General features: G+C 62.5%; 21 protein-coding genes and 1 other RNA gene. 9 read left to right on the top strand and 13 right to left on the bottom strand.

Going from position 1 to position 24,313, the window contains the following annotated elements:
- Positions 1-3: 3 nt before the first annotated feature.
- Complete coding sequence (locus HX898_RS01310; RefSeq protein WP_180193768.1) at positions 4-618, bottom strand: LysE family translocator; 615 nt, start codon at positions 616-618, stop codon at positions 4-6.
- Between the two features lie 151 nt (positions 619-769).
- Between HX898_RS01310 and HX898_RS01305 the strand changes: the two genes are divergently transcribed.
- Entirely contained in the window at positions 770-2,278 is a 1,509-nt protein-coding gene (locus HX898_RS01305; protein ID WP_180193767.1) for a PLP-dependent aminotransferase family protein, read from the top strand.
- Here the strand turns inward: HX898_RS01305 and miaA are convergent.
- Complete coding sequence (gene miaA, locus HX898_RS01300; protein WP_180193766.1) at positions 2,275-3,171, bottom strand: tRNA (adenosine(37)-N6)-dimethylallyltransferase MiaA; 897 nt, start codon at positions 3,169-3,171, stop codon at positions 2,275-2,277. The two genes, HX898_RS01305 and miaA, sit on opposite strands and share 4 nt — an antisense overlap.
- On the opposite strand from miaA, the gene serB reads away from it, so the two are divergent.
- Positions 3,170-4,060: a phosphoserine phosphatase SerB gene (gene serB, locus HX898_RS01295; protein WP_180193765.1), complete on the top strand. Its 891-nt coding sequence runs from the start codon at positions 3,170-3,172 to the stop codon at positions 4,058-4,060. The genes miaA and serB overlap by 2 nt on opposite strands.
- A 340-nt stretch (positions 4,061-4,400) precedes the next feature.
- Here serB and HX898_RS01290 read toward each other — a convergent pair whose 3' ends face one another.
- From HX898_RS01290 to HX898_RS01270, 5 genes are all read right to left on the bottom strand, one after another.
- Positions 4,401-6,128, bottom strand: coding sequence for a DegQ family serine endoprotease (locus HX898_RS01290; RefSeq protein ID WP_180193764.1), 1,728 nt, complete (start codon positions 6,126-6,128; stop codon positions 4,401-4,403).
- A gap of 202 nt (positions 6,129-6,330) precedes the next feature.
- A complete protein-coding gene (locus HX898_RS01285) occupies positions 6,331-7,296 on the bottom strand; it encodes a protease modulator HflC (protein ID WP_180193763.1) in 966 nt (321 codons plus the stop codon).
- Between the two features lie 3 nt (positions 7,297-7,299).
- Positions 7,300-8,382 carry an FtsH protease activity modulator HflK gene (gene hflK, locus HX898_RS01280; protein WP_138330553.1) on the bottom strand — a complete coding sequence of 361 codons (1,083 nt, stop codon included), beginning with the start codon at positions 8,380-8,382 and terminating at the stop codon, positions 7,300-7,302.
- Positions 8,383-8,530: 148 nt separating this feature from the next.
- Positions 8,531-9,049, bottom strand: coding sequence for a dihydrofolate reductase (locus tag HX898_RS01275; protein ID WP_180193762.1), 519 nt, complete (start codon positions 9,047-9,049; stop codon positions 8,531-8,533).
- A 13-nt stretch (positions 9,050-9,062) separates the two neighbouring features.
- Positions 9,063-9,857, bottom strand: a complete 795-nt coding sequence (locus tag HX898_RS01270; RefSeq protein WP_180193761.1) for a thymidylate synthase — start codon at positions 9,855-9,857, stop codon at positions 9,063-9,065.
- Between the two features lie 111 nt (positions 9,858-9,968).
- Here HX898_RS01270 and ssrA point away from each other — a divergent pair.
- The 4 genes from ssrA (at position 9,969) to HX898_RS01250 (ending at position 11,597) form a co-directional block, all read left to right on the top strand.
- Positions 9,969-10,331: a transfer-messenger RNA gene (gene ssrA / locus HX898_RS01265) on the top strand.
- A gap of 127 nt (positions 10,332-10,458) precedes the next feature.
- Positions 10,459-10,974 carry an SspB family protein gene (locus HX898_RS01260; protein ID WP_138387101.1) on the top strand — a complete coding sequence of 172 codons (516 nt, stop codon included), beginning with the start codon at positions 10,459-10,461 and terminating at the stop codon, positions 10,972-10,974.
- A 49-nt stretch (positions 10,975-11,023) separates the two neighbouring features.
- The gene (locus HX898_RS01255; protein ID WP_003541320.1) at positions 11,024-11,218 is read left to right on the top strand and encodes a DUF4169 family protein; all 195 of its coding nucleotides are present in this window, start codon (positions 11,024-11,026) and stop codon (positions 11,216-11,218) included.
- Positions 11,219-11,372: 154 nt separating this feature from the next.
- Positions 11,373-11,597 (top strand): ribbon-helix-helix domain-containing protein, encoded by a 225-nt coding sequence (locus HX898_RS01250; RefSeq protein ID WP_180193760.1) that lies wholly within the window; start codon positions 11,373-11,375, stop codon positions 11,595-11,597.
- Between the two features lie 92 nt (positions 11,598-11,689).
- Here the strand turns inward: HX898_RS01250 and HX898_RS01245 are convergent, their stop codons facing one another.
- From HX898_RS01245 to HX898_RS01235, 3 genes are all read right to left on the bottom strand, one after another.
- Complete coding sequence (locus HX898_RS01245; RefSeq protein WP_180193759.1) at positions 11,690-15,406, bottom strand: AsmA-like C-terminal region-containing protein; 3,717 nt, start codon at positions 15,404-15,406, stop codon at positions 11,690-11,692.
- A 202-nt stretch (positions 15,407-15,608) separates the two neighbouring features.
- Positions 15,609-17,021: an FAD-linked oxidase C-terminal domain-containing protein gene (locus tag HX898_RS01240; RefSeq protein WP_180193758.1), complete on the bottom strand. Its 1,413-nt coding sequence runs from the start codon at positions 17,019-17,021 to the stop codon at positions 15,609-15,611.
- Positions 17,022-17,288: 267 nt separating this feature from the next.
- Entirely contained in the window at positions 17,289-18,323 is a 1,035-nt protein-coding gene (locus HX898_RS01235; protein ID WP_180193757.1) for an aldo/keto reductase, read from the bottom strand.
- A gap of 92 nt (positions 18,324-18,415) precedes the next feature.
- On the opposite strand from HX898_RS01235, the gene HX898_RS01230 reads away from it, so the two are divergent.
- Complete coding sequence (locus HX898_RS01230; RefSeq protein ID WP_180193756.1) at positions 18,416-19,318, top strand: LysR family transcriptional regulator; 903 nt, start codon at positions 18,416-18,418, stop codon at positions 19,316-19,318.
- Positions 19,319-19,574: 256 nt separating this feature from the next.
- Positions 19,575-20,669 (top strand): AbrB family transcriptional regulator, encoded by a 1,095-nt coding sequence (locus HX898_RS01225; protein ID WP_138387095.1) that lies wholly within the window; start codon positions 19,575-19,577, stop codon positions 20,667-20,669.
- Positions 20,670-20,745: 76 nt separating this feature from the next.
- Here HX898_RS01225 and HX898_RS01220 read toward each other — a convergent pair whose 3' ends face one another.
- Positions 20,746-21,642, bottom strand: a complete 897-nt coding sequence (locus HX898_RS01220) for an AraC family transcriptional regulator (RefSeq protein WP_138387094.1) — start codon at positions 21,640-21,642, stop codon at positions 20,746-20,748.
- Between the two features lie 45 nt (positions 21,643-21,687).
- Between HX898_RS01220 and HX898_RS01215 the strand changes: the two genes are divergently transcribed.
- Entirely contained in the window at positions 21,688-22,095 is a 408-nt protein-coding gene (locus tag HX898_RS01215) for a DUF2000 family protein (protein ID WP_003560946.1), read from the top strand.
- A 51-nt stretch (positions 22,096-22,146) separates the two neighbouring features.
- On the opposite strand, the gene HX898_RS01210 is transcribed toward HX898_RS01215, so the two are convergent.
- Together HX898_RS01210 and HX898_RS01205 are read right to left on the bottom strand one after the other, a co-directional pair.
- Complete coding sequence (locus HX898_RS01210) at positions 22,147-22,812, bottom strand: OmpA family lipoprotein (protein ID WP_003541337.1); 666 nt, start codon at positions 22,810-22,812, stop codon at positions 22,147-22,149.
- 434 nt (positions 22,813-23,246) lie between these two features.
- The gene (locus HX898_RS01205; RefSeq protein ID WP_180193755.1) at positions 23,247-24,245 is read right to left on the bottom strand and encodes a flagellin; all 999 of its coding nucleotides are present in this window, start codon (positions 24,243-24,245) and stop codon (positions 23,247-23,249) included.
- Positions 24,246-24,313 lie beyond the last annotated feature (68 nt).

Here is a 24,313-nt window from a genome sequence, read left to right as displayed (position 1 = left end):
CGGTCAATGTGAGAACAGCAGGCGCGATCCGGCGCCCGCGAAGAAGACGGCGAGGCTGCCCTCGATCCACCGCCGCGCACGGGCGTAGCCGCGCACCATCGGTGCCGTGGAGAAGAGCACGGCATAGCCGGCAAATATCGAGATCCCCAAGAGCACGCAGCCGCCGAATGCCGTGACGGCCATCTCCGGCGAAGCGCCCGGCTTGAGGCCGAGCGACATGATCGCCACCCAGGCCAGAACCGCCTTCGGATTGCCGAGATGCATCAGAACGCCGCGACGATAGAGCGCGCCGAGTTGCGCGGCAGGCCGCACGACCTCGCTTGCCGGCCTATCCGGGGCGGCTGCGGAGCGGGCCGCCCTCCAGGCGAGCCAGAGAAGGTACAATCCGCCTGCGATCTTAAGGAACAGCAGGGCATGGGCATAGCGGACGAGGAGTGTCGAGATGCCGGTGACCGCAACTAGCCCCCAGCATGTCGACATCGTGATAACCCCGGCGGCAAGGGCGAGCGCCGGTCGACGCCCTTGCCGCATCGCCACATTCATGATGGCCATATTGCTCGGTCCGGGACTGCCTGCAGCGATTGCGTAGGCAATGTAGACGACGAGAAGATCCTGCATTTGCGTTTTTCCAGAAGTTTGCGCCCGCGCACTGCACGACCCCGAAGGCGAAGAATTCGCCATCGGAGAGCCGCCAATCTGCTTCCTTTTCCTCGAAAATTGGTTCATCGTGAAGCGCCATTTTTGAAGAATCTCTATGGACCATTTTGCGATGTCCAAACGGCGCAGCACCATCGAAATCCCGTCGCTCAACGCGATAGATCGAACGACTAACGTCGGCCGCCAGCTTGCGCAGGCCCTGCGGAATGCAATCGCCCGCGGTGAGCTGAGGCCAGGCGAACGCCTTCCTTCGACGCGGAGCCTTGCGGATTCGCTGAAGATCGCGCGCGGCACCGTCGTCGAAGTGTTCGATCAGTTGACTGCCGAAGGCTATCTCGAAGCGCGGGTCGGAGCCGGAACCCGTGTTGCCGCTCATCTGATGGACGCGACGCCGGCGCCCCCGCCTGCGCCGGCAGCGGCGACTACCGCGGATGCTGTCGATCTGCCCTCCCCGGCTGCCCGGCTGATCGCCATTGCCCGTGCGCTCACTCCGCACCCACCCGTTCCCTTCGCCATCGCCGTCCCGGCTTGCGGCATTGCGCCCGACGACAGCTGGCGCCGTCTCGGCAACCGCGTGCGCGCGTCGCGACAGGCCGCACCTTCGGGTTATCACGACCCTATGGGCTTGCTCGAACTCAGGCTTGCCATTGCCGACCACGTCCGGCGCGCGCGGGCCGTTCATTGCGAGCCGGAACAGGTCATCGTTACATCGGGCACTCAGCAAGGCCTCTATATGGCGGGCCGTGTTCTTCTCTCGCATGACGATACGGTATGGGCCGAGGACCCGGCCTATCCCGGCCTGACGGCAGTGCTCGACGATCTCGGCGTACGGACACACCGCCTGCCGGTTGATGCACAGGGAATGAACGTGGAACGCGGCCTCGAGCTCTGTCCACAGGCGCGCGCCGCATTTGTCACCCCTTCGCACCAATATCCGATCGGGATGCCGCTCAGCATGGCCCGACGCAATGGCTTGATCGCCTGGGCCGACCAAAATCGCGCCTGGATCGTCGAGGACGACTACGACAGTGAGCTGCGTTATGCCGGACACCCGTTTCCGTCGATGCAAGGGTTGCGTCCGTCACGCGTCGTCTATCTCGGCACGTTCAGCAAGGTGCTCTTTCCTTCCCTGCGCCTCGGCTACGTCATCGCCCCTCCTCCGCTCGCGGAAGCCTTTGCCGGCGCCCGCGCCATTCTCGACCGGCATTCGCCGATCGCCGAACAGCACGTTCTGGCGGCCTATATGAGGGAAGGCTATTTCGAAGCGCATATTCGACGCATCCGCGGCCTCTATGCCGAGCGCCGCGCTGTTCTGCTTTCGGCCCTCGCCCGGGCCTTGCCTGAGGGGTGCCGCGTCCAGCAGAGCGACCAGGGTATGCATATTCTTCTATGGCTGCCCGAGGAGGTCGACGACGTGCAACTCGCAGCCCGCGCACTCTCGTCCGGCCTCGCCGTGCGGGCGATCTCCCCAATGTATGCCGCGCGGCCGGCGCGCCCCGGCCTGATGCTGGGCTTCGGCGGATTTCTGCCGGACCAACTGCAGGCGGCGGTGGGCGAACTCGTCAAACTGCTGAGCTTGCAGATGTCTCAAGCAGGAGGCCTGCAACGACCTGAAGCCTAAACCGTCAGCCGTTCCCAGCTATCGTCCATCTGGTTGCGAAACCATGTCATTTGCCGCTTGGCATATTGCCGCGTCGCCGCAGCCCCCTTCTCCAGCACCTCGTCGCGCGTCATCTCGCCCCTGATCATCGCCGTAATCTGCGACACGCCGATTGCCTTCATCACAGGCGCCTCGGCCTGCAGGTCGAGCGCAAGCAGCGCCCTTACCTCATCTTCCGCGCCTTGCTCCAGCATCTTTTCGAAACGCCCGTTGATGCGCTGATGCAGCACCGCCCTATCCGGCAGCACGACGATCTTGCGGGCCTCATCGGCGTCGATGATCACCGGTCCCGACTGGCCCTGGAATTCGGCGATCGACCGTCCCGTCGCCTTCATCACCTCCAGCGCCCGGACGATCCGCTGCCCGTCCTGGCGGCTGAGACCTGCCGCCACGGCGGGATCGGCCTCGACGAGCTCGGCATAGAGCCCGTCCGGCCCCTCCTGCGGCAGCCGCGTCCTGAGGGTCTCCCGCAGCGCCTCGGGTATCTCGGGCATATCGGAGAGACCGCCGGTCAGCGCCTTGAAATAAAGCCCCGTGCCGCCGACGAAGACCGGCAGCCGTCCCGCGGCCCTGAGCGCCGGTAGTAGTGTCGCGACATCGCGCAGCCAGGCGCCTGTGGAATAAGCTACACCCGCCGGCACATGGCCGTAGAGATAATGCGGCACACCCTGCATCTCCTCTACCGACGGGCGCGCGGTCAGCACCCGCAGCGTGTCGTAGACCTGCATGCTGTCGGCGTTGACGACCGCGCCGTCATGACGCTTGGCCAATTCGACAGCGAGCGCGGACTTGCCGCTGGCGGTCGGCCCGGTTATCAGGATCGCGTTCACTGTGCTCAGAAGGTTTTCCATCATGGCCCTCGTTGCCACGCTTGTTGCCAATCCGTCAAATCCCGTGCTGACACCCGAGATCGCCGAGCAGGCGGCCGAGGCCGTGAAGGCTTCCGGTCTCTACTGGCTGGCCGATGGCGTTGCCTGCGACATCGCGCTGCGCGATGGCACCGATGCACAAGCGGCCGAGGCCAGTATCCTTGCCGTCATATCAGGCGCGCCGATCGACCTCGTCATCCAGGAGCAGGAGACCCGCCGCAAGAAGCTGCTGATCGCCGACATGGATTCGACGATGATCGGCCAGGAATGCATCGATGAACTCGCCGCCGAAGTCGGCCTGAAGGAGAAGGTCGCGACCATCACTGCTCGCGCCATGAACGGCGAGATCGCTTTCGAGCCTGCCCTGCGTGAGCGTGTTGCCCTGCTGAAGGGGCTGCCGATATCGGTCGTCGACGAGGTGATCGCCAAGCGCATCACGCTCACCCCGGGCGGCCTGGAACTGATCGCCACCATGAAGTCGAAAGGCCATTACACCGCGCTTGTCTCCGGCGGCTTCACCGTCTTCACCAGCCGCATCGCCGCCACCCTCGGCTTCGACGAGAACCGCGCCAACACCCTGCTCGAAGACGGCGGCATTCTCTCCGGCTTCGTCGCCGAACCGATCCTCGGCAAGCAGGCGAAAGTCGATGCGCTGAACGAAATTTCGGCAAGCCTCGGCATTTCGCCGGAAGAAGCGATCGCCGTCGGCGACGGCGCCAACGATCTCGGCATGCTGCACCTTGCCGGCTCCGGCGTCGCCCTCCACGCCAAGCCCGCTGTTGCCGCCGAAGCGCAGATGCGCATCAACCACGGCGACCTGACCGCCCTGCTCTATATCCAGGGCTATCGGAAGACGGATTTCGTGACGGTTTGAAGGCGATATCGCGCAAGGCACCCCCTCTCCTTCCCGTTGCACTGGCATCGCCTGGGGTACCCCCCTCTGCCCTGCCGGGCATCTCCCCCACAAGGAGGGAGATCGGCTGGGCGCGATGGCTTCCCCAGACAACTGGCCGTAGCGTGAACCGTCAATTTAGGGCGAGGCATCGCTTCCTGCCGATCTCCCCACCTGTGGGGGAGATGCCCGGCAGGGCAGAGGGGGGTGTATCACACGGCACACCCTCTCCTCGTTATCAGTGCCCTCAGGGCTTTGCGATGCCACAGGTGTGAGGGAGAATCGGAGACCACGGCGGCATCCATCACCGCCATAGCTTTTCTTATTCCATCGGAACCGCCACAAACCGCAGATCGCCATTCGCCGACGCGATCATCAGCTGGGCGTTGCGGCGGCCTTCCTGTTTCAGCGCCTGCACCTTGGCGGCGACCGCATCAGGCGACTTCATGAACTCCTGCGCCACCTCGACAATCACGTCGCCGGGCTTCAGCCCCTTTTCGGCGGAAGCGGAGCCGGGCGTCACTTCCGTCACGACGACGCCATCGACGCTCTCGGCGATGCCGAAGGCCTTGCGAGTCTCGGCGCTCAACAGCGAGAGCGACAGTCCGAGCACGTTCTTCGGCGTGGCCGCATCCGGCGACACCTGGCCCTTATGCTGGTCGGGTGTATCAGGTGCAGGCTTGGCCTGATCGCCTGAATCCGGCTGGTCCATATCATTATTCTCGCCGGGATCCGGAGTGATCACGCCGTCGTCCTGCGAGCCATCGGGTGCATCGTTGGATGCAGCCGCCTGATCGCTGTCCTCGAGCCGGCCGAGCTTCACCTTGACGGTCTGCTCCTTGCCGTCGCGCAGCACCACGACGTCGACTTCCTTGCCGACCGTGCTTTCCGCCACGACGCGCGGCAGGTCGCGCATTTCGCTGACGGTCTTGCCGTCGAATTTCAAAATGACGTCACCCGCCTTGATCGAGCCGTCGTCGACGGGGCCGCCTTTGATGACGCCGGCGACCAGCGCGCCCTTTGCAGTGTCGAGCCCGAGGCTGTCGGCGATATCGTCGGTCACCGGCTGGATGCGCACGCCGAGCCAGCCGCGCCGCGTCTCGCCATATTCGCGCAGCTGGTCGACGACGCCGGAAGCAAGCTCCGACGGCACCGAGAAGCCGATACCGATCGAGCCGCCGCTCGGCGAAATGATCGCCGTGTTGATGCCGATCACTTCACCCTTCATATTGAAGAGCGGGCCACCGGAATTACCCTTGTTGATCGCCGCATCCGTCTGGATGAAGTTGTCGTAGGGACCGGCATTGATGTTGCGGCCCCGCCCGGAAATGATGCCCACCGTCACTGAACCACCGAAGCCGAACGGATTGCCGATCGCCATCACCCAGTCGCCGATGCGCATCGTGCTGGAGTCGCCGAATTTCACGGATTTCAGCGGCGTCTTCGGCTCGACCTTCAGCACCGAAAGATCGGTCTTCGTATCGGTGCCGATCAGCTTCGCCTTGAGCTTCGAACCATTGGCAAAATTGATCTCGATATCGTCGGCGCCCTCGATCACGTGATTGTTGGTGACGATATAGCCGGCCGGATCGATGACGAAGCCGGAGCCAAGCGAGCTGACATTGTGGTTGCCGCCCTTGTTACCTTGCTGCTTGTTAAAGAAGTCATTGAAGAATTCCTGGAAAGGCGAGCCGTCGGGCGCGCGCGGCGCCGGCCCCGCGCCCTCATCGTCCTTCACCTTCTGCGAGGTCGAGATATTGACCACGGCGTCGAGCAGCCCCTCGGCGAGATCGGCGACGGAAGCCGGGCCAGTGTTGGGCACGGCGGCCTGGATCGGAGCGGTCTGCTGCGGTGCGACGGCTGCGGGAGGAGTAGGAGCGGGAGCAGCCGTTTCCGGAGTAGCTGGAGCGGGTGCAATAACCCCGGGTGCGGTCGTCTCAGGCGTGGTTTGCGCATAGGCAATCCCGCTCACGCCGGCTTGCGCCAAGATTGCGGCGCTGGCCATAAGCGCGAGCGTTCGTCTGAAGGGCGAGCGAATCGTGGGGGCCATCAAGCTTCCTCATAAGGGGTGCAATGCGCACATTGAGCATCAGCATAAGGCGGAATGATGGAGGGTGAAATCACCTTTTCGCGAAATCCCCGTGCAATGTGACGTGCCCTCGCAAAAGCCGGATCGTCACAATCATTCCACGAAAAAAGGGCCGGCGCTCGGGCCGGCCCTTCCAGAATTATCGGGCTCGTTTCTCCTACCGTCAGTTCGCCGGCTGGGCGGGTGCTGCGGGAGCAGCTGCGCCGGGAACTGCCGGAACTGGGGCGGCCGGATTTGTCGGCTGCAGGGTGCCGGCGGCATTGTCGAAATAGCGGAAGAATTCCGAATTCGGCGACAGCACCAGCGTCGTGTCCTGCGACGAGAGAGCGGAGGAATAGGCCGCCATCGAGCGATAGAACTCGAAGAAGGCTGGATCCTTGCTGAAGACTTCGGCGAAGACGCGGTTGCGTTCCGCATCGCCCTGGCCTCGAAGGATTTCCGCATCGCGCTGGGCGCCTGCGGTGAACTCGACGACCTGACGGTCGGCGATGGCTCGCCGCCGCTGGCCTTCCTCATTGCCCTCGGCCCGGATACGCTCGGCCTCGGCGAGGCGTTCCGACCGCATGGCATTATAGGTGTTCGGCGCAACCTCCGGCGAAAGGTCGGTGCGCCGGATACGAACGTCGTCTATATGCAGGCCGAGATTTTCGGCATCCGTGCGCAGGTCGTCGCGAATCTCCAGCATCATCGCGACACGCTCTTCCGAGAGCGCGGCATTGTAGTCACGCAGACCGTAGACGCGGCGAAGCGATGAATCGAGCTGCGCTCTCAACCGCGCTTCCGCGGCTTCGCGATCGCCCGATACCGTTTCTCGGAAGCGGCGAACATCCGCGATGTTATAGATCACGAAGGCATCGACGTCGAAGGTCTGGCCATCCTGAACCTGAACGCGAATATTGTCGAGATCGAGCCTCAGCGCCTGTTTTTCGACCAGCTGAACGCGGTCGGCATCCATGAAGCCGAAGGGCAGCTTGAAATAAATACCAGGCTCGGTCTTGACCGACTGGATCTGGCCGAAACGGACGACGATGGCCTGCTCGCGTGCATTCACCACGAAGATGGACGAATAAAGCCCGACCAGCACGATGGCGAGGATGATGAGAATGATGGGAAGTCTGTTCGATGTCATGACTCAACCTCCCTGCTGCGCCGGCTTGCCGAGCTCATTGAGCGGCAGATAGGGCAGGACGCCCTGCTTCTCGTCGATAATGACCTTCCGGGAATTCTTCAGCACCTGCTCCATCGTTTCGAGATACAACCGCTTGCGGGTCACGTCGGGCGCCTTGGAATATTCGTCGTTGATCGCGGTGAATCGCTGCGCTTCACCTTCCGCCTCCTTCACGACACGGTCCTTGTAGGCGGCTGCATCTTCACGGATTCTGGCCGCATCGCCTCGCGCTTGGCCGAGCTTCTGGTTCGTGTAGCGATTGGCCTCTTCGATCGTGCTGTCGCGGTCACGGCCGGCACGCTGCACTTCTTCGAAAGCATCGGCGACTTCCCGCGGCGGCGCCACGTTCTGGATCGTCACGCCGGTCACGGTCACGCCCGCGCCATAGCGGTTCATCGTGTCCTGCAGGATATTGAGCACGTCCACTTCGATCGGCTGACGATTGCTGCGGAAGGCGTCCTGCGCCGGGCGTCGGCCGACGATTTCACGCATGGCACTGTCGGAAACCTGCTGCAGCGTCTCTGCCGGATTTTCGACGTTGAATAGATAGGCCTTGGGATCGCTGACGGTATAGAAGACAGCGAACTGCACATTGATGACGCTCTTGTCGCTGGACAGCATCAAGCCGTTTGAAGACGAGGCCGAAGTCGCCCCGATGTTCAATTGCTGCACGGTCACCTTGACCGTCTCCACGGTCTCCATCGGCCACATGTGGAAATGCAGGCCCGGCATGGAAATCTCGTCCTTCGGCTTGCCGAACCGCAGTTCGACGCCGCGCTCGTCCGGCTGCACGACATAAATGCACTGGATCAGCCAGAAGACGGCGACAATCGCCACGACGATCACTGCCACGCCGCCGTTGAAGCCGCCGGGGATGATGTTGCGCAGTTGGTCCTGGCCGCGCCGGATGATATCTTCCAGATCAGGCGGTCCCCCCTTGCCGCCGCCACCGCGCGGCCGGTTCGGCCCCTGTCCCCATGGTCCCTGATTATTACCGCCGCCGCCGCCCCAAGGGCCGCCGCCGCCATTCTGATTGCTCCAGGGCATCAAAACCTCGTTGTTCGTTAAGTCTCCACGCATCCGAAACCGTGGGGGCTGACCGGTGGACGCGTTGGTGACCGTTATAGGTATCACCGCATCGGCTTTCAACGCAGCGTGAGAAACTTGGTCAATTTAATTGGAAAATAGTTCATTTTCAGGCGTAACGGCGTTCGTAGACGATGAAACGCGTGGGATAACTGTCCTTTTCGCCGGCCGGAACCGCGATCGCCTCCCCCGCCTGCCAGATGGCGGGATCGATCGCGGGAAACGACGCGTCTCCGTCGAGATCGGCCTCGACATGCGTGATGCACATCCGGTCGGCAAGACCGATCGCCTGGGCATAGACCTGCCCGCCGCCGATAATGCAGATCTCGTCGACGCCGGTTTCGAGCGCCAACCTGTCGGCCGCCACCATCGCCTCGGACAGCGAATGGGCCATGGAGACATCAGGATGGTCTATCGCCGCTTGCCGCGAAATGACGACGTTCGGCCGTCCCGGCAGCGGCTTGCCGATCGAATCGTAAGTCTTGCGGCCCATCACGACAGGCTTTCCCAATGTCATCGCCTTGAAGCGCTTGAGATCGCTCGAAAGCCGCCACGGCATGTCGCCGTCGCGGCCGATAATGCCGTTGCGGGCAACGGCGGCGATAATGGTCCTGCGGATGTCGGCCATGGAATATCCCGGATCAGACGGCGATCGGCGCCTTGATGCTGGCATCGGCCTCGTAGCCGATCAGCTCGAAATCGTCGAAGGTGAAGCCGAAAATGTCCTTCACACCAGGCTTGATGCGCATGAACGGCAGCGGCTTCGGCCGGCGAGCCAGCTGCAGCTTCGCCTGGTCGAAATGGTTGTGATAGAGATGGGCGTCGCCGAGCGTGTGGACGAAATCGCCGGGCTTCAGCCCGGTCACCTGAGCCACCATCATCGTCAGCAGCGCATAGGAAGCGATGTTGAATGGCACGCCGAGGAAGATATCGGCCGAGCGCTGGTAGAGCTGGCAGGAAAGCTTGCCGTCAGCCACATAGAACTGGAACAGGCAATGGCAGGGCGGCAGCGCCATTTCGTCCACTTCGGCCGGATTCCAGGCCGAAACGATGTGGCGGCGCGAATTCGGATTGTTGACGATGCCTTTGACGAGATTGGCGATCTGGTCGATATGGCCGCCGTCGGGCTCTGGCCAGGAGCGCCACTGGGCGCCGTAGACCGGCCCGAGATCGCCGTTTGCATCGGCCCATTCGTCCCAGATCGAAACGCCGTTCTCCTTGAGATAGCGGATATTCGTCTCGCCCTTCAGGAACCAGAGAAGCTCATGGATGATGGAGCGCAGATGCAGCTTCTTCGTGGTAAGGACGGGGAAGCCTTGTTCGAGGTCGAAGCGCATCTGGTAACCGAAGACCGAGCGCGTGCCGGTGCCGGTGCGGTCGCCCCGGTCGGAGCCCTTTTCCATCACATGATTCAAGAGATCGAGATATTGCTTCATGTCGCGCTGATTCCGTTTCGGCCAATTTAAGCCCTCGGAACCGGGAAACCAATCACCGGCGGGTATTTTCCCAATGTTTCTGATGGGTCGCATAACGCTTTTATGACGTTTGCCCTTTCCTTGGGCTGAGGAAACCACTATATCAGCCTTGCCGGCTTTCGGGTCGGCTATGGCGATAAATGAGCGGTGTAATAAACCTATTGGACCCGGGGGCGGTACCCGGCGCCTCCACCAAAAACCGGCGGCCTCAAAGGCCGGCTTTTGATGGGGGCGAAACAGGATCGACAAGGGTGTAAAGATCGTCTTTTTGCTCGGCATTGTACCGCCGTTATCGGGCTAAAATTGTAGTTGCAAACGACAACTATGCGGAAGCTCGTCTCGCTGCTTAATCGCGGTGTGACACTTCAAATAAAGTCCTAGTGGTTCGCACCTCTAGGCGGGGTCCGAAGGCACCTGGCAACAGAAGCCTTCACCTTCTCCCTGCCGCCGAAATCATGTATGTTGCTTAAAAACGTGACTCGGCTCCGGTCTTTCCCAAGGCGCCCGGACGTGGCATACAACCTTGTGAAAAGACTCCGAACCGACGAAAGACAGGAAAAGCATGGGGCAGGATCATATCCGCTACGACATTCTGGCACAGGATGCACTTCGCGGCGTCATCCGCAAGGTATTGGCGGAAGTCGGAGCGACGGGCCGTCTGCCCGGTGATCATCACTTCTTCATCACCTTCCTCACGGGCGCCACCGGCGTGCGCATCTCCCAGCACCTGAAGTCGAAATACCCCGAGCAGATGACCATCGTCATCCAGCACCAGTTCTGGGACATGAAGATCACCGAGACGCATTTCGAGATCGGTCTTTCCTTCTCAGACGTTCCGGAAAAGCTGGTCATTCCATTCAATGCGATCCGCGGCTTCTACGATCCCTCCGTCAACTTCGAGCTCGAATTCGACGTACCGCTCGCCGATGGCGAGGAATTGCCGTCTGGAGAAATCACCGCCTATCCGGTGGATGCGGCCGGAAAACCCGATGACGCCGCAGGCGCAAAACCCGCCGACGGCGAGGAGAAGAAACCGGGCTCCGTCGTCTCGCTCGACTCCTTCCGCAAGAAGCAGTGATTTGAAGGGAGGCCAAGCCTCCCTTTTTTGTGAGGGTCCAGGCAACCGCATGAGCGCCGAAATCATCAATCTGCGCCAGTTCCGCAAGAAGCAGGCCCGCTCCGAAAAGGAGAAGCAGGCCGAGCAGAACCGCATCTCCTTCGGCCGCACCAAGACCGAAAAGCAACTGACCCGCAGCCTGAACGACAAGGCCGACAAAGCCCATCGCGACGGCCGGATCGAGACGGATGACGACGGCGCGTGACGCTTTCACGCAAAGCGTGAAAAGCTGGAATGGATTCTGCGATCAGCCACTTGCGCTCTTTCCTTGAATCAATCTGCCAACCCACGCTTAATTTGATAGAGAGTCCGGAACGCGTCTCTGACGCGCTGTGCTCCGTCCGGGATGTGAAGGCCCCATGATTCGCAAGCATTCGGCGACATTGCACGGCCATCGCACCAGTTTCTCGCTGGAGGATGAGTTCTGGACCGAGCTGAAGACGATTGCCGCAGCCCGTGCGATGCCGCTCGCCGCCCTGATCTCCGAAATCGACGACCACCGCCCACCGGACAGCAACCTGTCCTCGGCGCTGCGCTTGCATGTGCTTTCCTGGCTGAAGGCCGGCGCTGGCCACCAGCCTTGATGCATGCTGCTCAAAATTGCGTAGCGATTTGGGACGACATCAATGAAAACAAAGACCTGAAGCGTCTTGCATGAATCAAATTCTATGCGCTTTCACTGCGCCTGAACGCCCGGCAACTGATCGAAATCGAGCGGACCGGGCTGCGCTTGCCCGCTGCGCCGTGCTGCTTCCGCCTCGGCAGCGGCTCTCGCCTGCGCATCCGCATCCGCCTTCGCTTTGGCTTCCGCCGCGCGTGCGGCCTCCGCCTCGGCAGCAGCCTTCTCAGCGGCTGCTTTCTGCGCCAGCGCGCGCAGCCGCTCTTCCTCCGCCTGCCGTTGCTGCTCGATCTCTGCCGCCTTGATGCGCTCGGCGTCGTTGAACCGGTAGAGCGTTACCTCGCGGCGCAGCCGCTGTTTTTCGAGCACGACTGCCTGCAGCCGCTCGACACGCCGGCGCTCGCGCTCGAAGGCGCGCAGCGACAGATAGCTGGTGATATCGGTCACATCCATCGTCTTGCCGGGCGACGGCAGCATGCCGGAAAAATTCAGCCGGAGCGCCGGCTCGGCGCCGGAAAGCGTTTCTGTGCCGGGATTGAACCCGACACCCAGCGTCGCGCTGATCCGCTCTTCCGGTAGCGCGATTTGCGCATCGGCGGTGATGCGGGCGAGATCGTTGGCGACGGTGACATTCTGCACCCTCAGCGTCCCGTCGGCGATGTTGAAGGGGATGCCGAGCGGCGGCAGCTTCGCCTCGCCGTTGCTGAGCAGCGTCTCGATGATCGGATGCACCTTGCCGGCATTGATCTGCTCCTGCATCGTATCGGTCGCGGCAAGCAGCGGCGGAAGGATGGCAAGGTTCAACCCGCGTATGCTGGTATCGCCGAGCCTCAGTTCGCCCGAACCATTGAGCGAGCTGGCGATCTCGCCGATGGTCTTGCCTGAGGCCTCCATCGACAGCGACAATCCGAACTTGCCGTTGGCGATCGGCGCGCCGTCGCGCAGCCAGACGACGCCGGAAAGATCGGAATCGGCAAGCGCAAGCTTCGTCTGCAGGAAACCGGTGCCGCTGGCATTGGTGAATAGCAGGTTGCCGGAGAGCTTTCCACCGTCCCAGTTGCCGGCCATGTCGTTGAGCTGCAACTCGTCGCCCTTGTAGGCAACATTGCTGGTGAAGTCCGACACCGCCGTTTCCGGCAAGCCGGGCCAGAACTCCTTGGCCGCCAGCTTCACGTTGACGTCGAGATCCTTGAAGACGGGCAGCCCCAGCGCCGCCGTCGTCAGCTGACCGTTGGCGGGATCGACGATCTGGCCGAACACCGCCTCGCCGAGCCAGCCGGCATCGGCCTTGGAGAGTGTCAGCCCGCCGCTCGCGGTCGTCTTCGCAGCCTTACGGTCGAAGGTCAGCGCACCGGAAAATTCGTTGTCGGCCGCATGTCCCTTGAGATCGGAAAAGACGATCTTGTCGCTGTCGACGGCGGCATTGACCTGCAGGCCGAACGGCAGCCCGGTTCCGGTCTGCGGCAGGGCGATGCCGTTCATGATGAGATAGGGGTCGATATCGGCGCTGTCGAGCGAAAGCGCGATCTGGCCGTTCATGAAGGTCTCCGGCCGGACATCGACCTTGCCGTTGGCCATGAACGAGGTCCGGTCGGTCGCAAAGGTCAGCGCCGCGTCGGCGGGATCGTTGCCCGATGCCTTCACCTTCAGCGTCAGCCGGCCATTTGCGCCGACATCGACCGGCAGCGGGTCGAGCCCGGCCTGGCCGAACAGGACTGATGGCACGGCGTTTTCGAGCGTCGCCTCGAGGCTCGTCGTGCCGTTGCCGGTCAGCGCCAGGAGGTCGGACATGCGGTAATCGAGATTGACGCGGCTGCCGTTCGCCACACCGGCAAGCGTCACCGTCAGCGCATTGCCCTCGTCGCCGCCGAGCGTCAGCGCGCCGCGAAGCGCCGTATTGCCATACCAGCCGGCATTGCGCACCAGCCGGTCGAGCACCGGGTGATGCGGCAGGTGCTCGCGCAGCATGGTGAAGAAGCCGCCGGGATCGGCCGATTTGAAGGTGATCTCGCCCGCACCCTTGTAATCGAGCAGCGAGCCTTCCGCCCTGCCCGTCGCCGTCAGCTCGGCGCCGGCGATATTCTTGATCGACAGCCGATCGACGGCGAGCGCCCCATCGGCGATCGTAAACGTGGTCTCGACATTCTCGGCACTGACGCCGAAGGCGGTGAACTTGTCGGCCTTGAGCTGGGCGGCGATCTTGTGGTCGAGCACGTTGTCGCCGGCATCCTGGCCGGTCATCAGCCCGCTCAGCGCCTGCAGCGCGTCAAGATCGAGCGTATCGCCGTTCAGCGCCACTGATAGCGTCGGCGTCTGGCCGGAGATCGCCTGGCGCTCCAGCCGGCCCTTCAGCGTCGCCGGTCCGATGGCGACCTCGAGATTTTCGAAACGCTGCAATTCATGCGTCAGGCTGACATTGGCGGAAAAGCCCGCCTGCCGTAATTGCCGGATGGCCGGATCGACCGAGCCGGCTAGCCAGGAGGCAAGCCCCGTCGGCTGGCTGGAGGCCACCAGGATCTGGCCGTTGAACGAAGGCTCGCCCTGAAGCAGGAGCTTGCCCTTGCCCTCCACCTGCGTGCGCCCCGGCAGCGTGCCGGTGACGCTGTCGATCAGCCAGCCGGTGCCGGCCGGTTCGAGCTCCAGCTGTACGTCGCGTAGCGTCGTATCGCCGGCAACGATCGCCGGCAGCTTGACGCTCGCCTTGCCCGGCACCTGCGGGATCGGCACCTGCGCGACGATATCGATCAGCGAATTCAGCCTCTGGCGCGCCGAAACAGCGGGATCCCGTGTCGTCTTGCCGGCCGAGCCCTGATTGCCGATGCGGTTGACATCGATCTGCTGGCCGTCGGCGGTCAACAGGAATTCCGGCGCATTGCCGGTATCGAGCGTCGCCTCGCCGGTTATGACATAGGGGTCGTCCGTCGGGCCGATCTCCATCCTGTATTCGGGAATCCGAATGCGTTCATTGGTGAGCTCGAAGCGGCCCTTGACGCGCGGCGGCTGCTCTTTCTTGTTAGCGGGCTTGGCGCTGTTGCGGATCTCGACCGCTGCCGAAAGCTGGCCCTGATAGTTCGGCTTGCTGTCGACGAGCTTCAGCTCGCCATCGAGATCGACGCTGACAGGGTGCTTGTCCGGCAAAAGCCTCGTGCGCATGCGCAGCACGCCCTTCTCGTCCGGCTGACTGCTCGAGATCGAGAAGCCGCCGTGCTCGCCGTCGAGCGCAGCGTCGCCCTCGATGCGCCAGGGACCAGCCAGCGACTTTGCCGACATTTCCGCGTTGAGGCCGGTGATGCGACGCGAGCGGCCCGACTGATCGTCGATGAATTCGACCTCGCCGCCGCTGACATGCACGTTTTCGAGAACGACGGTCCTTGCCGGTATTTCCGCGCGGCTGCCGCGCATCCAGTCGAGCGTGCCGTCCTTGAGCAATCTCAAGCGCACCTTCGGATTGACGACGCGCATGTCGAAGATCAGCGCTTCGCCCGACAGGAAAGGTGCAAGCTCCGCATCCATGGAGAACTGCTCGACCTTGACGATCGGCGTGCCGTCCGCTTCCTGGCCGACGCGCACGTCATGCAACGTCACAGACGGAAACGGCAGCAGGCGCGCATCCACCGTGCCGTAGACGGTGACCTTCTTGCCGATGATGCGGCTTGCCTGATCCTCGAAATTCTTGCGGAAATCCGTCCAGTCGATGAACAGCGGCGCAAGCAGCGCCACAAACAGCACTACGACGATCACTCCCCCCAGAAAGACGAGGAACCGGCCTACCAATGCAAAGCGTCTCCATTCGGGATTCTGTTGCCGACACTAGAGCATGATGCCGAAAAGTGTGAACGGTTTTCGGACGACATCATGCTCTAACTCTTTAATTGAGAACAGGATTCAGATTTCAGGGCGAGCCGGCCTAACATCATCTTGTTCTAGCGTTATTCATGCCGGGGGCAAGACCCAACTTCATGAGAATGTTCCGCTTTCAGCCATGGTGGAAAATCTTGCCGGGATTGAAGATATCGTCCGGATCGAGCGCCTGTTTCACCTGTCGCATCAGATCCACCGCGCCGCCGAGCTCCTGTTCCAGAAACGCCATCTTGCCCTGTCCGACCCCGTGTTCACCGGTGCATGTTCCGTCCATTGCGAGCGCCCGCCGGTTGAGCCGTTGCACGAAAGCCTCGGCCACGGCGACGCCTTCGGTGCTCTTGTCATCAAACAACAGCAGCACATGGAAGTTCCCGTCGCCGGCATGGCCGACGATCGGCCCCAGCAGCCCATGCTCCTCGATATCCGCCTGCGTTTCGGAAACACAATCGGCAAGCCTCGATATCGGAACACAAACATCGGTCGAAAGTGCGGCAAGCCCGGGCGCCAGCGCCCTTGCAGCCCAATAGGCGTCGTGGCGCGCCTTCCAGAGCTTCGTCCGCTCCTCGGCATTGGCGGTCCATAGGAATTCGCCGCCGCCGCATTCGGCGGCGATCTCGGCAAAGGCTGCCGATTGCAGCGGCACGGTCTCGTCGGTGCCGTGGAATTCGAGGAACAGCGTCGGGCTTTCGGCATAGGAAAGCTTGGAATAGGCGTTGCAGGCCCGCATCTGTACTGTGTCGAGCAGCTCGATACGCGCCACCGGAATGCCCATCTGGATCGTCATGATGACGGCATCGCAGGCGGCATTGATGCTCGGAAAGGCACAGGCCCCTCCGGCAATCTTCTGCGGGATCGCCTGCAGGCGCAGCGTCACCGAGGTCAGGATGCCAAGCGTGCCCTCGGCGCCGACGAAGAGCCGCGTCAGATCGTAGCCCGCCGAGGATTTACGGGCGCGCCGGGCCGTGCGGATCTCCTCGCCATTGGCCGTGACGGCGGTGACGGCAAGCACATTGTCCTTCATCGTTCCGTAGCGCACGGCATTGGTGCCGGAGGCCCGCGTCGAGGCCATGCCGCCGATCGAGGCGTTGGCGCCGGGATCGATCGGGAAGAACAGGCCGGTATCGCGCAGGTAGATGTTCAGCGCCTCGCGTGTGACACCCGGTTCGACGGTGCAGTCGAGATCTTCGGGATTGACCTCGAGCACCCGGTTCATGCGGCTGAAATCGATCGAAATACCGCCATTGGCGGCATTGACCTGCCCCTCCAGCGAGGTGCCGACGCCGAAACCGATCACCGGCACCTTGTGGGTCGCACAGGCTCTGACCGCCGCCTTCACATCCTCGGCGCTCTCAGCAAAAAGCACCCCGTCGGGCAGTTGCGGCGGGATATAGGTGGTCGCATGCGCATGCTGTTCGCGGAAGGACTGGCCGGTCTGGAAACGCTCGCCGAAGCTCTGCTTGAGAATGCCGAGCACCGCGGCAATTCCAGCCTCGTTGCGTGTGCCCGCCTTCGCGTCCTTCAGCGCCATCCCTTTGATCTCCCTGCCATTCCGCAGAAACCATATCGTGTTCCGCAGGCTACAGCGCCGCGCGTCTTTTCAGCCGCGCAAAGGACGCTGTAGGACTCTAGAATTGCTGCATAATTTCATCCTTAAATCGATTCCGATTTAAGGAATTATGCAGCAGGCTGGGTATGCGGCAAGTCAAAGCGACTGTCCAGTTAAGATTGGCAGAAGATTTCATTCCCACTTTGTTATAGGCCGGCTGCTATAGACAAATCCGCCGTCCCCGGCGCCTCAGACGATCGGCGGATTGAGCCGGGCAAAACCCTCCTGTCGCCGATAGGGGAAATAGGGATAGGGCGCCGTCACCGCGCTGACGGCGTCGAGCCTTTCGATCTGCTCCTTCGACAAGCTCCAGCCGACCGCGCCGAGGTTCTGCCTGAGCTGCTCCTCGTTGCGGGCGCCGATGATGACGCTCGATACCGTCGGCCGGTTAAGCAGCCAGTTGATGGCGATCTGCGGCACCGTCCGGCCGGTCTCGCCTGCGATGGCGTGTAATACCTCGACGATGTCGAACAGCTTCTCGTCGTCGACGGGCGGCCCGTATTGCGCCGTCTCGTGCAGCCGGCTTGCCTCAGGCAACGGCTGGCCGCGGCGGATCTTGCCGGTCAACCGTCCCCAGGCAAGCGGGCTCCAGACGAGGGCTCCCACACCCTGGTCGGCGCCGAGCGGCATCAGCTCCCATTCGTAATCGCGCCCTGCCAGCGAATAATAGACCTGATGGGCGACATAACGCGGATAGCCGTGGCGCTCGGCGGCGGCGAGCGACTTCATCAGTTCCCAGCCGGCAAAATTGGAAACGCCGACATAGCGGATCTTGCCCGCTGCAACGAGCCCATCGAGCGTCGACAGCACCTCCTCGACCGGCGTCGAGGCATCGAAAGCATGAAGCTGCAGCAGGTCGATATAGTCGGTCCCGAGCCGGCGCAGCGCATCCTCGGTCGCGCGGATCAACCGCGCCCGCGATGTTCCCCAGTCCTGCGGCCCCTCACCCATCGGCAGCGCCGTCTTCGTCGAGATCAGCACAGCGTCGCGCCGGCCACGGATCGCCTGGCCGAGCACCTCCTCGGACGCGCCGGCCGAATAGACGTCGGCCGTGTCGAAGAGATTGACGCCGGCTTCCAGGCAGATGTCGACGAGCCGCCGCGCTTCCTCGGCATCGGTATTGCCCCAGGCGCCGAACAGCGGCCCGCTGCCGCCGAATGTGCCCGCGCCGAAGCTCAAGACCGGCACTCTGAGGCCGGAGGCGCCGAGATTTCTATAGTCCATGGATCTGTCTCCTGTATTTCCTATGAGATAGACCTCGAACATTCGATGATATAGATTGCCTATGAGACAATCATCTGTGAATTGAATTCATCATGAGTCGTCAGGACATCAATCGCTCCGGTGAAATGGAGGTCTTCGTCAGCGTCGTCGAGCGCGGCGGCTTTTCCGCGGCCGCCACGGCCCGGCGCATGACGCCGTCGGCTGTCAGCAAGCTCGTCGCCCGGCTGGAAACACGCCTCGGCGCCCGCCTCGTCAACCGTTCGACCCGCAGGCTGCAGTTGACGCCGGAAGGCTGTGCCTTCTACGAGCGCTGCATCACCATTCTTGCCGATATCGCCGAGGCTGAACGTCAGGCCTCGACAGGTGAACAGGCCTCAGGCCGCATCCGCATCAACACCAGCGGCTCTTTCGGCAACCATGTGCTGGCGCCGCTCGTGCCTGCCTTCATGGCGCTTCATCCGGCCGTGACGCTGGATATTTCCCATACCGACAGGATAGTCGACCTGATGGAGGAGCGCGCCGATGTCGCAATCCGCGCCGGCCCCCTGAAGAATTCCAGCCTGATCGCCCGCAAGCTTGGCGCCACCGGCAAGATCATCGTCGCATCGCCGGATTATCTCTCGCGTCATGGCAAACCACGCACGATCGCCGATCTCCGCCGCCGTTGCCGCATCGGCTTTTCCTACGCCCGCGCCGTCGAGGGCTGGCCGCTGCGCGAAGGTGGCGAAACGGTAACGATCCCGATCACCCCGGGCCTGCAGGTGGGAGACGGTGAAGCCATGCGCCACCTCGCCTTATCAGGCGCCGGCCTTGCCCGGCTCGCCGCCTTCACCGTGCGCGCCGATATCGATGCCGGCCGCCTAGTGCCGGTGCTCGAAGAGGCCAATCCCGGCGATATCGAGGAGTTCTACGCCGTCTATATGGGCCAGGGCGGTCCGCTGCCGGCACGCGTACGCGCACTGCTCGATTTTCTCGCCAGCCATGTGCGTTTCTGACCGTACCGCGCCCAAAACCGTGCAGCGACGTAGGAGGGCGACATACACAAAAACAATGACTTAAAGCGGCTGCATGAATCAAATTCGCATGTTAAGACGCCGAGAAGCCAAATTTGGCAATTGACCGCTCGCCTTCCACCCGCCTATACCGAACCCGCGCCAGCCGGCTCCTGCAGCCGGCCTTTCTTCGTCATGCCGGAGCCCCTCCCATCTTCAGCCTCAGGGCTTGGCGCCGGCCAGGAAAGACACGGGGATCATGTCACTCAGCGACGCAAGCCGCCTGCTGCGGGATGCCGGCCTGCCGAAATGGGCGCTGCTATTGGCACTTTCGACCGCCCTCGTCGTCTTCCTCGAACTCTTCGCTTTGCCGGCCTCGCTGCTGATCGGGCCGATGGTCGCGGCAATCGCACTGGCGTTGACCGTCGGCAAGGGAAAGCTTCGCGTGCCCTTCTGGCCGCTGCAGTTCGGCCAGGTCCTCGTCGGCCTGATGATGGCGCGCACCATCACCCCTGACATTCTCGGCACGATGGCGAAGGACGCACCGCTCTTCCTGCTGTTCATCTTCTCGGTCATCGCCATCGCCACCGGCCTCGGCTGGCTTTTGACGCGCTGGCAGGTGCTGCCTGGGACGACCGCGGTCTGGGGTTCCTCGCCGGGCGGCGCCTCCGCCATGGTCATCATGTCGGAAGCCTATGGCGCCGATGCCCGTCTCGTCGCCTTCATGCAGTATCTGCGCGTCGTCTTCGTTGCCGTCGGCGCGTCTGTGATCTCGCGCCTGTGGGTGGCAGCCGACGGCGCCGAACCGCCGCCGCTCGTCCTCTTTCCCGAGATCGACTGGCCAGCCTTTGCATCGACGATGGCTTTTACCGCCTTTTGTGCCTATGGCGTCCGGCGCCTGCGCCTCCAAGGCGGCACGATCATCGTGCCGCTCTTTCTCGGCGCCTTGCTGCAGGGCATGGGCCTTCTGAAAATTGAGTTACCGATGTGGCTGCTCGCCATCGCCTATGCACTGGTCGGCTGGAGCATCGGCCTGCGTTTCACCCGCTCGATCCTCAAGCACGTGGCGCGCGCCCTGCCGAGGGTATCGGCCTGCATCGTGCTGCTGATGGCGCTCTGCGGCTGCATGGCGGTGGCGCTTCACGTCTTCGCAGGCATAGATCCGCTGACCGCCTATCTCGCCACCAGCCCCGGCGGCGCCGATTCCGTCGCCATCATCGCCGCCTCCAGCGATGTCGACGTGCCCTTCGTCATGGCAATGCAGACCGGCCGTTTCCTGGTGATCCTGATGATCGGCCCGATGCTCGCGCGTTTCATCGCCCGCCGTTCCGGCCTTGCGGAAAATCCCGTCTAGAGCGGTTCAGCTTTTCATGGAAACGCAGAACCGCTCTAAGTTTTTGTTTTTACGCAATTCCGGACGGAAAACCGCTTCACACTTTTCCTGGAATTGCTCTAGTGCCCTGCTTGGGGTTGTGCGCGAGCGCTACCCATTGGCCGGGCGTCATGCCGTAGGCCTTCTTGAAATGGCGGTTGAGATGGCTCTGGTCGGCAAAGCCGGTCGCCGCCGCCACATCGGAAATCCCCTCGCCCGCGCCGATCATCGCCCGGGCCCGCTGCAGCCGCCGCATCAGAAGGTAGCGATGCGGGCTGGTGGCGAAGGCCGCCCGGAAATGCCGCGCCAGCGCGAAACGATCGAGACCCGTCACCGCCTCAAGCTCGCCGGAATTCACTGCCCGGGTCGCATGCGCCTCGAGATAATCCCGTGCCGCCCGCGCTTGCCGCCAGGCGACCAGGCCCAGCGGCCGGCGAGGCATACGCGCATGCCGTGACAGCCCGCCCGTCACCTGAGATACGAAATCGTCGACGAAAAGCGCGTCCAGTTCGCGGTCGAGTTCGCCAAGTGCTGCCAGCAGCACGCCTGCTAGCGCAGGATCGCCGATCACGGGTTCATCGACAAAAGGCAGGCCGACGCCATCCGCCTTCAGGCATTCGAGAAGCAGCGATGGCTCCAGATAGAGCATGCGGTATTGCAGCCCATCCTCCGTCCCCGCCCCGCCGTCATGCTCTTCGTCGGGATGTAGCACGATCACCTGCCCCGGCAGGCTGAAGCGCCGCTCGCCACGATAGCGGAAGGTCTGAACCCCCTTCAGAGTCACGCCGAGTGCATAGGTGTCGTGCCGATGCGGCTCGAAAGCATTGCCTGAGAACTGCGCCTCGATGCGCTCGATGCCGGGAAAGGCTGGCGCAGCCAGGATGGCGTTGCCGGATGGTCCCGCGCACAAACGTTCAAGACCTTCGAAGACCTGCGGATGTAAGTCCTGGTTCAACGCGTCCGATACTCCATAACCCGTAGATAGGTGAAAGACCGTCCGATGTTTGATACCAAAATTGCCGTCGTCCTGCGAAACAATCTTGCCGGCTGGCAGAAGCTGAACGTCACCGCCTTCCTGATGACAGGCATCGCCGGCCGGCATCCCGAGATCATCGGCGAAGCCTACAGGGACCGCGCCGGCAATCTCTATAATCCCCTATCGATCCAGCCGATCATCGTGCTCTCCGCCGACGAGGCGACCATATCAGCCGTTCACCGCCGCGCGCTGGAGCGCGATATCACCAGCTCGCTGTTCATCGAGGAGATGTTTGCGACCGGCCACGACGCGGCCAACCGCGCCGTCTTCGCAGAATTTGCGCCCGAAGACGCCAAGGTGGTCGGCATCGCCCTGCGCGCCGAAAAGAAGATCGTCGACAAGATCACCAAGGGCGCAACGATGCAGCACTGACGAAAAAGGCCGGGCGTGACCCGGCCTTTCCGCAAACGGTATGAGCCAGAATCAGCCCTGCGTAATCGGCGCGATCTGGATCTCGACGCGGCGGTTCTGCGCTCGGCCGGCCTCACTCGCATTGGAGGCAACGGGTTGCGACGGACCGAAGCCGACGGCGGAGACGCGGCGCTGGTCGATGCCCTGGCCGCCGAGATAATCGGCAACCGAAAGTGCACGGCGCTGCGACAGGTCCTGATTATGCTGCAGGCTGCCGGTCGAATCCGTATGGCCGTTGACGTCGATCAGCGTGCGGTTGAACTTGCGCAGTACGATCGCCACCGAATTCAGCGTCGGATAGAAGCCCGGCTTCACCGCGTCCTGATCGACATCGAAGGTGATGTTCGACGGCATGTTGAGGATGATGTTGTCGCCGTTGCGGGTCACCGAAATGCCGGTGCCTTCGAGCTGGGCGCGAAGCTCGGATTCCTGCTGGTCCATGTAGTTGCCGATCGCACCGCCGGCGAGAGCCCCGACGCCTGCGCCGATCAACGCCGCATTACGCTTGCCGTGGCCACCGCCTCCGACAGCCACGCCGACGAGAGCACCGCCCAGCGCGCCGAGCGCCGCGCCGCCGGCCGTATTGGAAACCTTCTGTTCACCGGTATAGGGATCGGTCGTCGTGCAGGCGCTGAGATAGCTTGCGGCAATAGCGAGAAGTATGAATTTTTTGATCATGGACAGGACGGTCTCCGTTCGACTGATGCGAGCAAATGGCAAGGATTGCGGCAAGAAAATGAAGATGCTCTCCTGATAGGGCAAATTCGGACGTCGAAACACAGCCATGTTGCGGGAATGCGCTGATATCACCAGTTTTAGCCGATGACTGCTCCTGCGCCTCCATAGGTATAAAGCCGTGCCTGCCATTGCGGTTTTCAGGCCGATGGTGCCGTTCATTACGATTGCCGTCATCGACTGACGTCTCCGTAACGCGTGTTGGAGCGCCCACTTCTCCTCCCTCATTCCTGTGCTCGTCACAGGAATCCAGCCACCGCGCGTCCGCGCGGTGAATGGCTCAATGTTGCGATTGAAAAAGTCTATCGCGCCCAAGGGCTTCGGCGCACTGGATTCCTGTGACGAGCACAGGAATGAGGGAAAGTGGGGTCGCCCTCTTAGACGTTCTGGAAGAGCTGCCGCATGGTGTCGTAAGTGGCGTTGGCGATGTTCAGCGACTGCAGGCCGAGCTGCTGCTGCGTCTGCAACGCCCGCAGCCTGCTCGACTCCTCCTCCATGTCGGCATCGACAAGCCGGCCGATGCCGGCGGTGATGTTGTCGTGCAGTTTCGTGGCGAAGTCGTTCTGCAGGTTGATGCGCTTTTCCAGCGCGCCGAAGGCCGAACCGACCGTCGTCAGTTGCGTCAGCGCGGCATCGACGACGCTGATCATCTGGCCGATCTGGCCCTGCGTCGTGCTTGATGTCACCGAGATCACCACCTGCCCGGTGGTGGTGCCGTTCTTGCTCGTCATCAGCACGTAATTTTGCGCAGCACCAAGTTCGGTGGCGAAATAGGCCGATGTCAGCACCCCGTATTCGCCGGAACCGGTGGCCCGGTTGTCGATCAGGTAGCGCGCGTCCTTGGAGGTCGTCGCCCCGACGGGCGTGTTGTCGATATGGTAGCTCAGCATGCCGATCGAGATCGTGCCGTCGGCGTTGCGGATGAACGAGGCCGGGATCTGGCGCGGCTGCGTCGGCGTCGCATCGTTGGTGAGGACCACCCAGTTGTCGCTGTTGAAGGTCGCCGATTCCGAAACGCTGCGCAGTTGCTCCTGCAGCTGTTTGATCTCTTCGTTGATCTTGTTCTTGTCGATGCCGTCTTCGGTTGCGGCAACCAGCTTTGCCTTGATTTCGGAGACGACGTCGATGACGCTCTGAACGCCGGTATAGGCCGTTCCCATCGTCGCTGCGGCCATGCCGAGCGCATCCTGGATGGCCGAAACCGCTTTATTGTCGGTCCGCGCGGTGGTGGCGATCGACCAGTAGACGGCATTGTCGCTGGCTTTTGCGACACGCATACCCGTCGTGATGTGGTTTTGCGTGACCGTCATATTCCGATTGATATCGCGCAGCACATAAAGCGCCGCATCCACGGAGACGCGCTGATAAATACTCACGGGACTAAACTCCAAAACACAACAGACGCAAACTGAACTAAAAATGAACCGTGCCGCACGGACGTTCA

The organism is Rhizobium sp. WYCCWR 11128, assembly GCF_013416305.1.
In the GTDB taxonomy this organism is placed as follows: domain Bacteria; phylum Pseudomonadota; class Alphaproteobacteria; order Rhizobiales; family Rhizobiaceae; genus Rhizobium; species Rhizobium indicum.
This window is presented reverse-complemented; position numbering and strand designations above follow the sequence as displayed.

Bases quoted from the DNA above. Each gene is read 5' to 3' on its own strand.
- HX898_RS01240 (WP_180193758.1), bottom strand. From the start codon at position 17,021: ATGGCGCTGAAGGACGCGAAGGCGGGCACACGCAACGAGGCTGGAATT.
- serB (WP_180193765.1), top strand. From the start codon at position 3,170: ATGGCCCTCGTTGCCACGCTTGTTGCCAATCCGTCAAATCCCGTGCTG.
- HX898_RS01290 (WP_180193764.1), bottom strand. From the start codon at position 6,128: ATGGCCCCCACGATTCGCTCGCCCTTCAGACGAACGCTCGCGCTTATG.
- HX898_RS01305 (WP_180193767.1), top strand. From the start codon at position 770: ATGTCCAAACGGCGCAGCACCATCGAAATCCCGTCGCTCAACGCGATA.
- miaA (WP_180193766.1), bottom strand. From the start codon at position 3,171: ATGATGGAAAACCTTCTGAGCACAGTGAACGCGATCCTGATAACCGGG.
- HX898_RS01250 (WP_180193760.1), top strand. From the start codon at position 11,373: ATGATTCGCAAGCATTCGGCGACATTGCACGGCCATCGCACCAGTTTC.
- HX898_RS01215 (WP_003560946.1), top strand. From the start codon at position 21,688: ATGTTTGATACCAAAATTGCCGTCGTCCTGCGAAACAATCTTGCCGGC.
- HX898_RS01235 (WP_180193757.1), bottom strand. From the start codon at position 18,323: ATGGACTATAGAAATCTCGGCGCCTCCGGCCTCAGAGTGCCGGTCTTG.
- HX898_RS01310 (WP_180193768.1), bottom strand. From the start codon at position 618: ATGCAGGATCTTCTCGTCGTCTACATTGCCTACGCAATCGCTGCAGGC.
- HX898_RS01285 (WP_180193763.1), bottom strand. From the start codon at position 7,296: ATGACATCGAACAGACTTCCCATCATTCTCATCATCCTCGCCATCGTG.
- HX898_RS01255 (WP_003541320.1), top strand. From the start codon at position 11,024: ATGAGCGCCGAAATCATCAATCTGCGCCAGTTCCGCAAGAAGCAGGCC.
- HX898_RS01210 (WP_003541337.1), bottom strand. From the start codon at position 22,812: ATGATCAAAAAATTCATACTTCTCGCTATTGCCGCAAGCTATCTCAGC.
- HX898_RS01230 (WP_180193756.1), top strand. From the start codon at position 18,416: ATGAGTCGTCAGGACATCAATCGCTCCGGTGAAATGGAGGTCTTCGTC.
- HX898_RS01275 (WP_180193762.1), bottom strand. From the start codon at position 9,049: ATGGCCGACATCCGCAGGACCATTATCGCCGCCGTTGCCCGCAACGGC.
- HX898_RS01225 (WP_138387095.1), top strand. From the start codon at position 19,575: ATGTCACTCAGCGACGCAAGCCGCCTGCTGCGGGATGCCGGCCTGCCG.
- HX898_RS01260 (WP_138387101.1), top strand. From the start codon at position 10,459: ATGGGGCAGGATCATATCCGCTACGACATTCTGGCACAGGATGCACTT.
- hflK (WP_138330553.1), bottom strand. From the start codon at position 8,382: ATGCCCTGGAGCAATCAGAATGGCGGCGGCGGCCCTTGGGGCGGCGGC.
- HX898_RS01270 (WP_180193761.1), bottom strand. From the start codon at position 9,857: ATGAAGCAATATCTCGATCTCTTGAATCATGTGATGGAAAAGGGCTCC.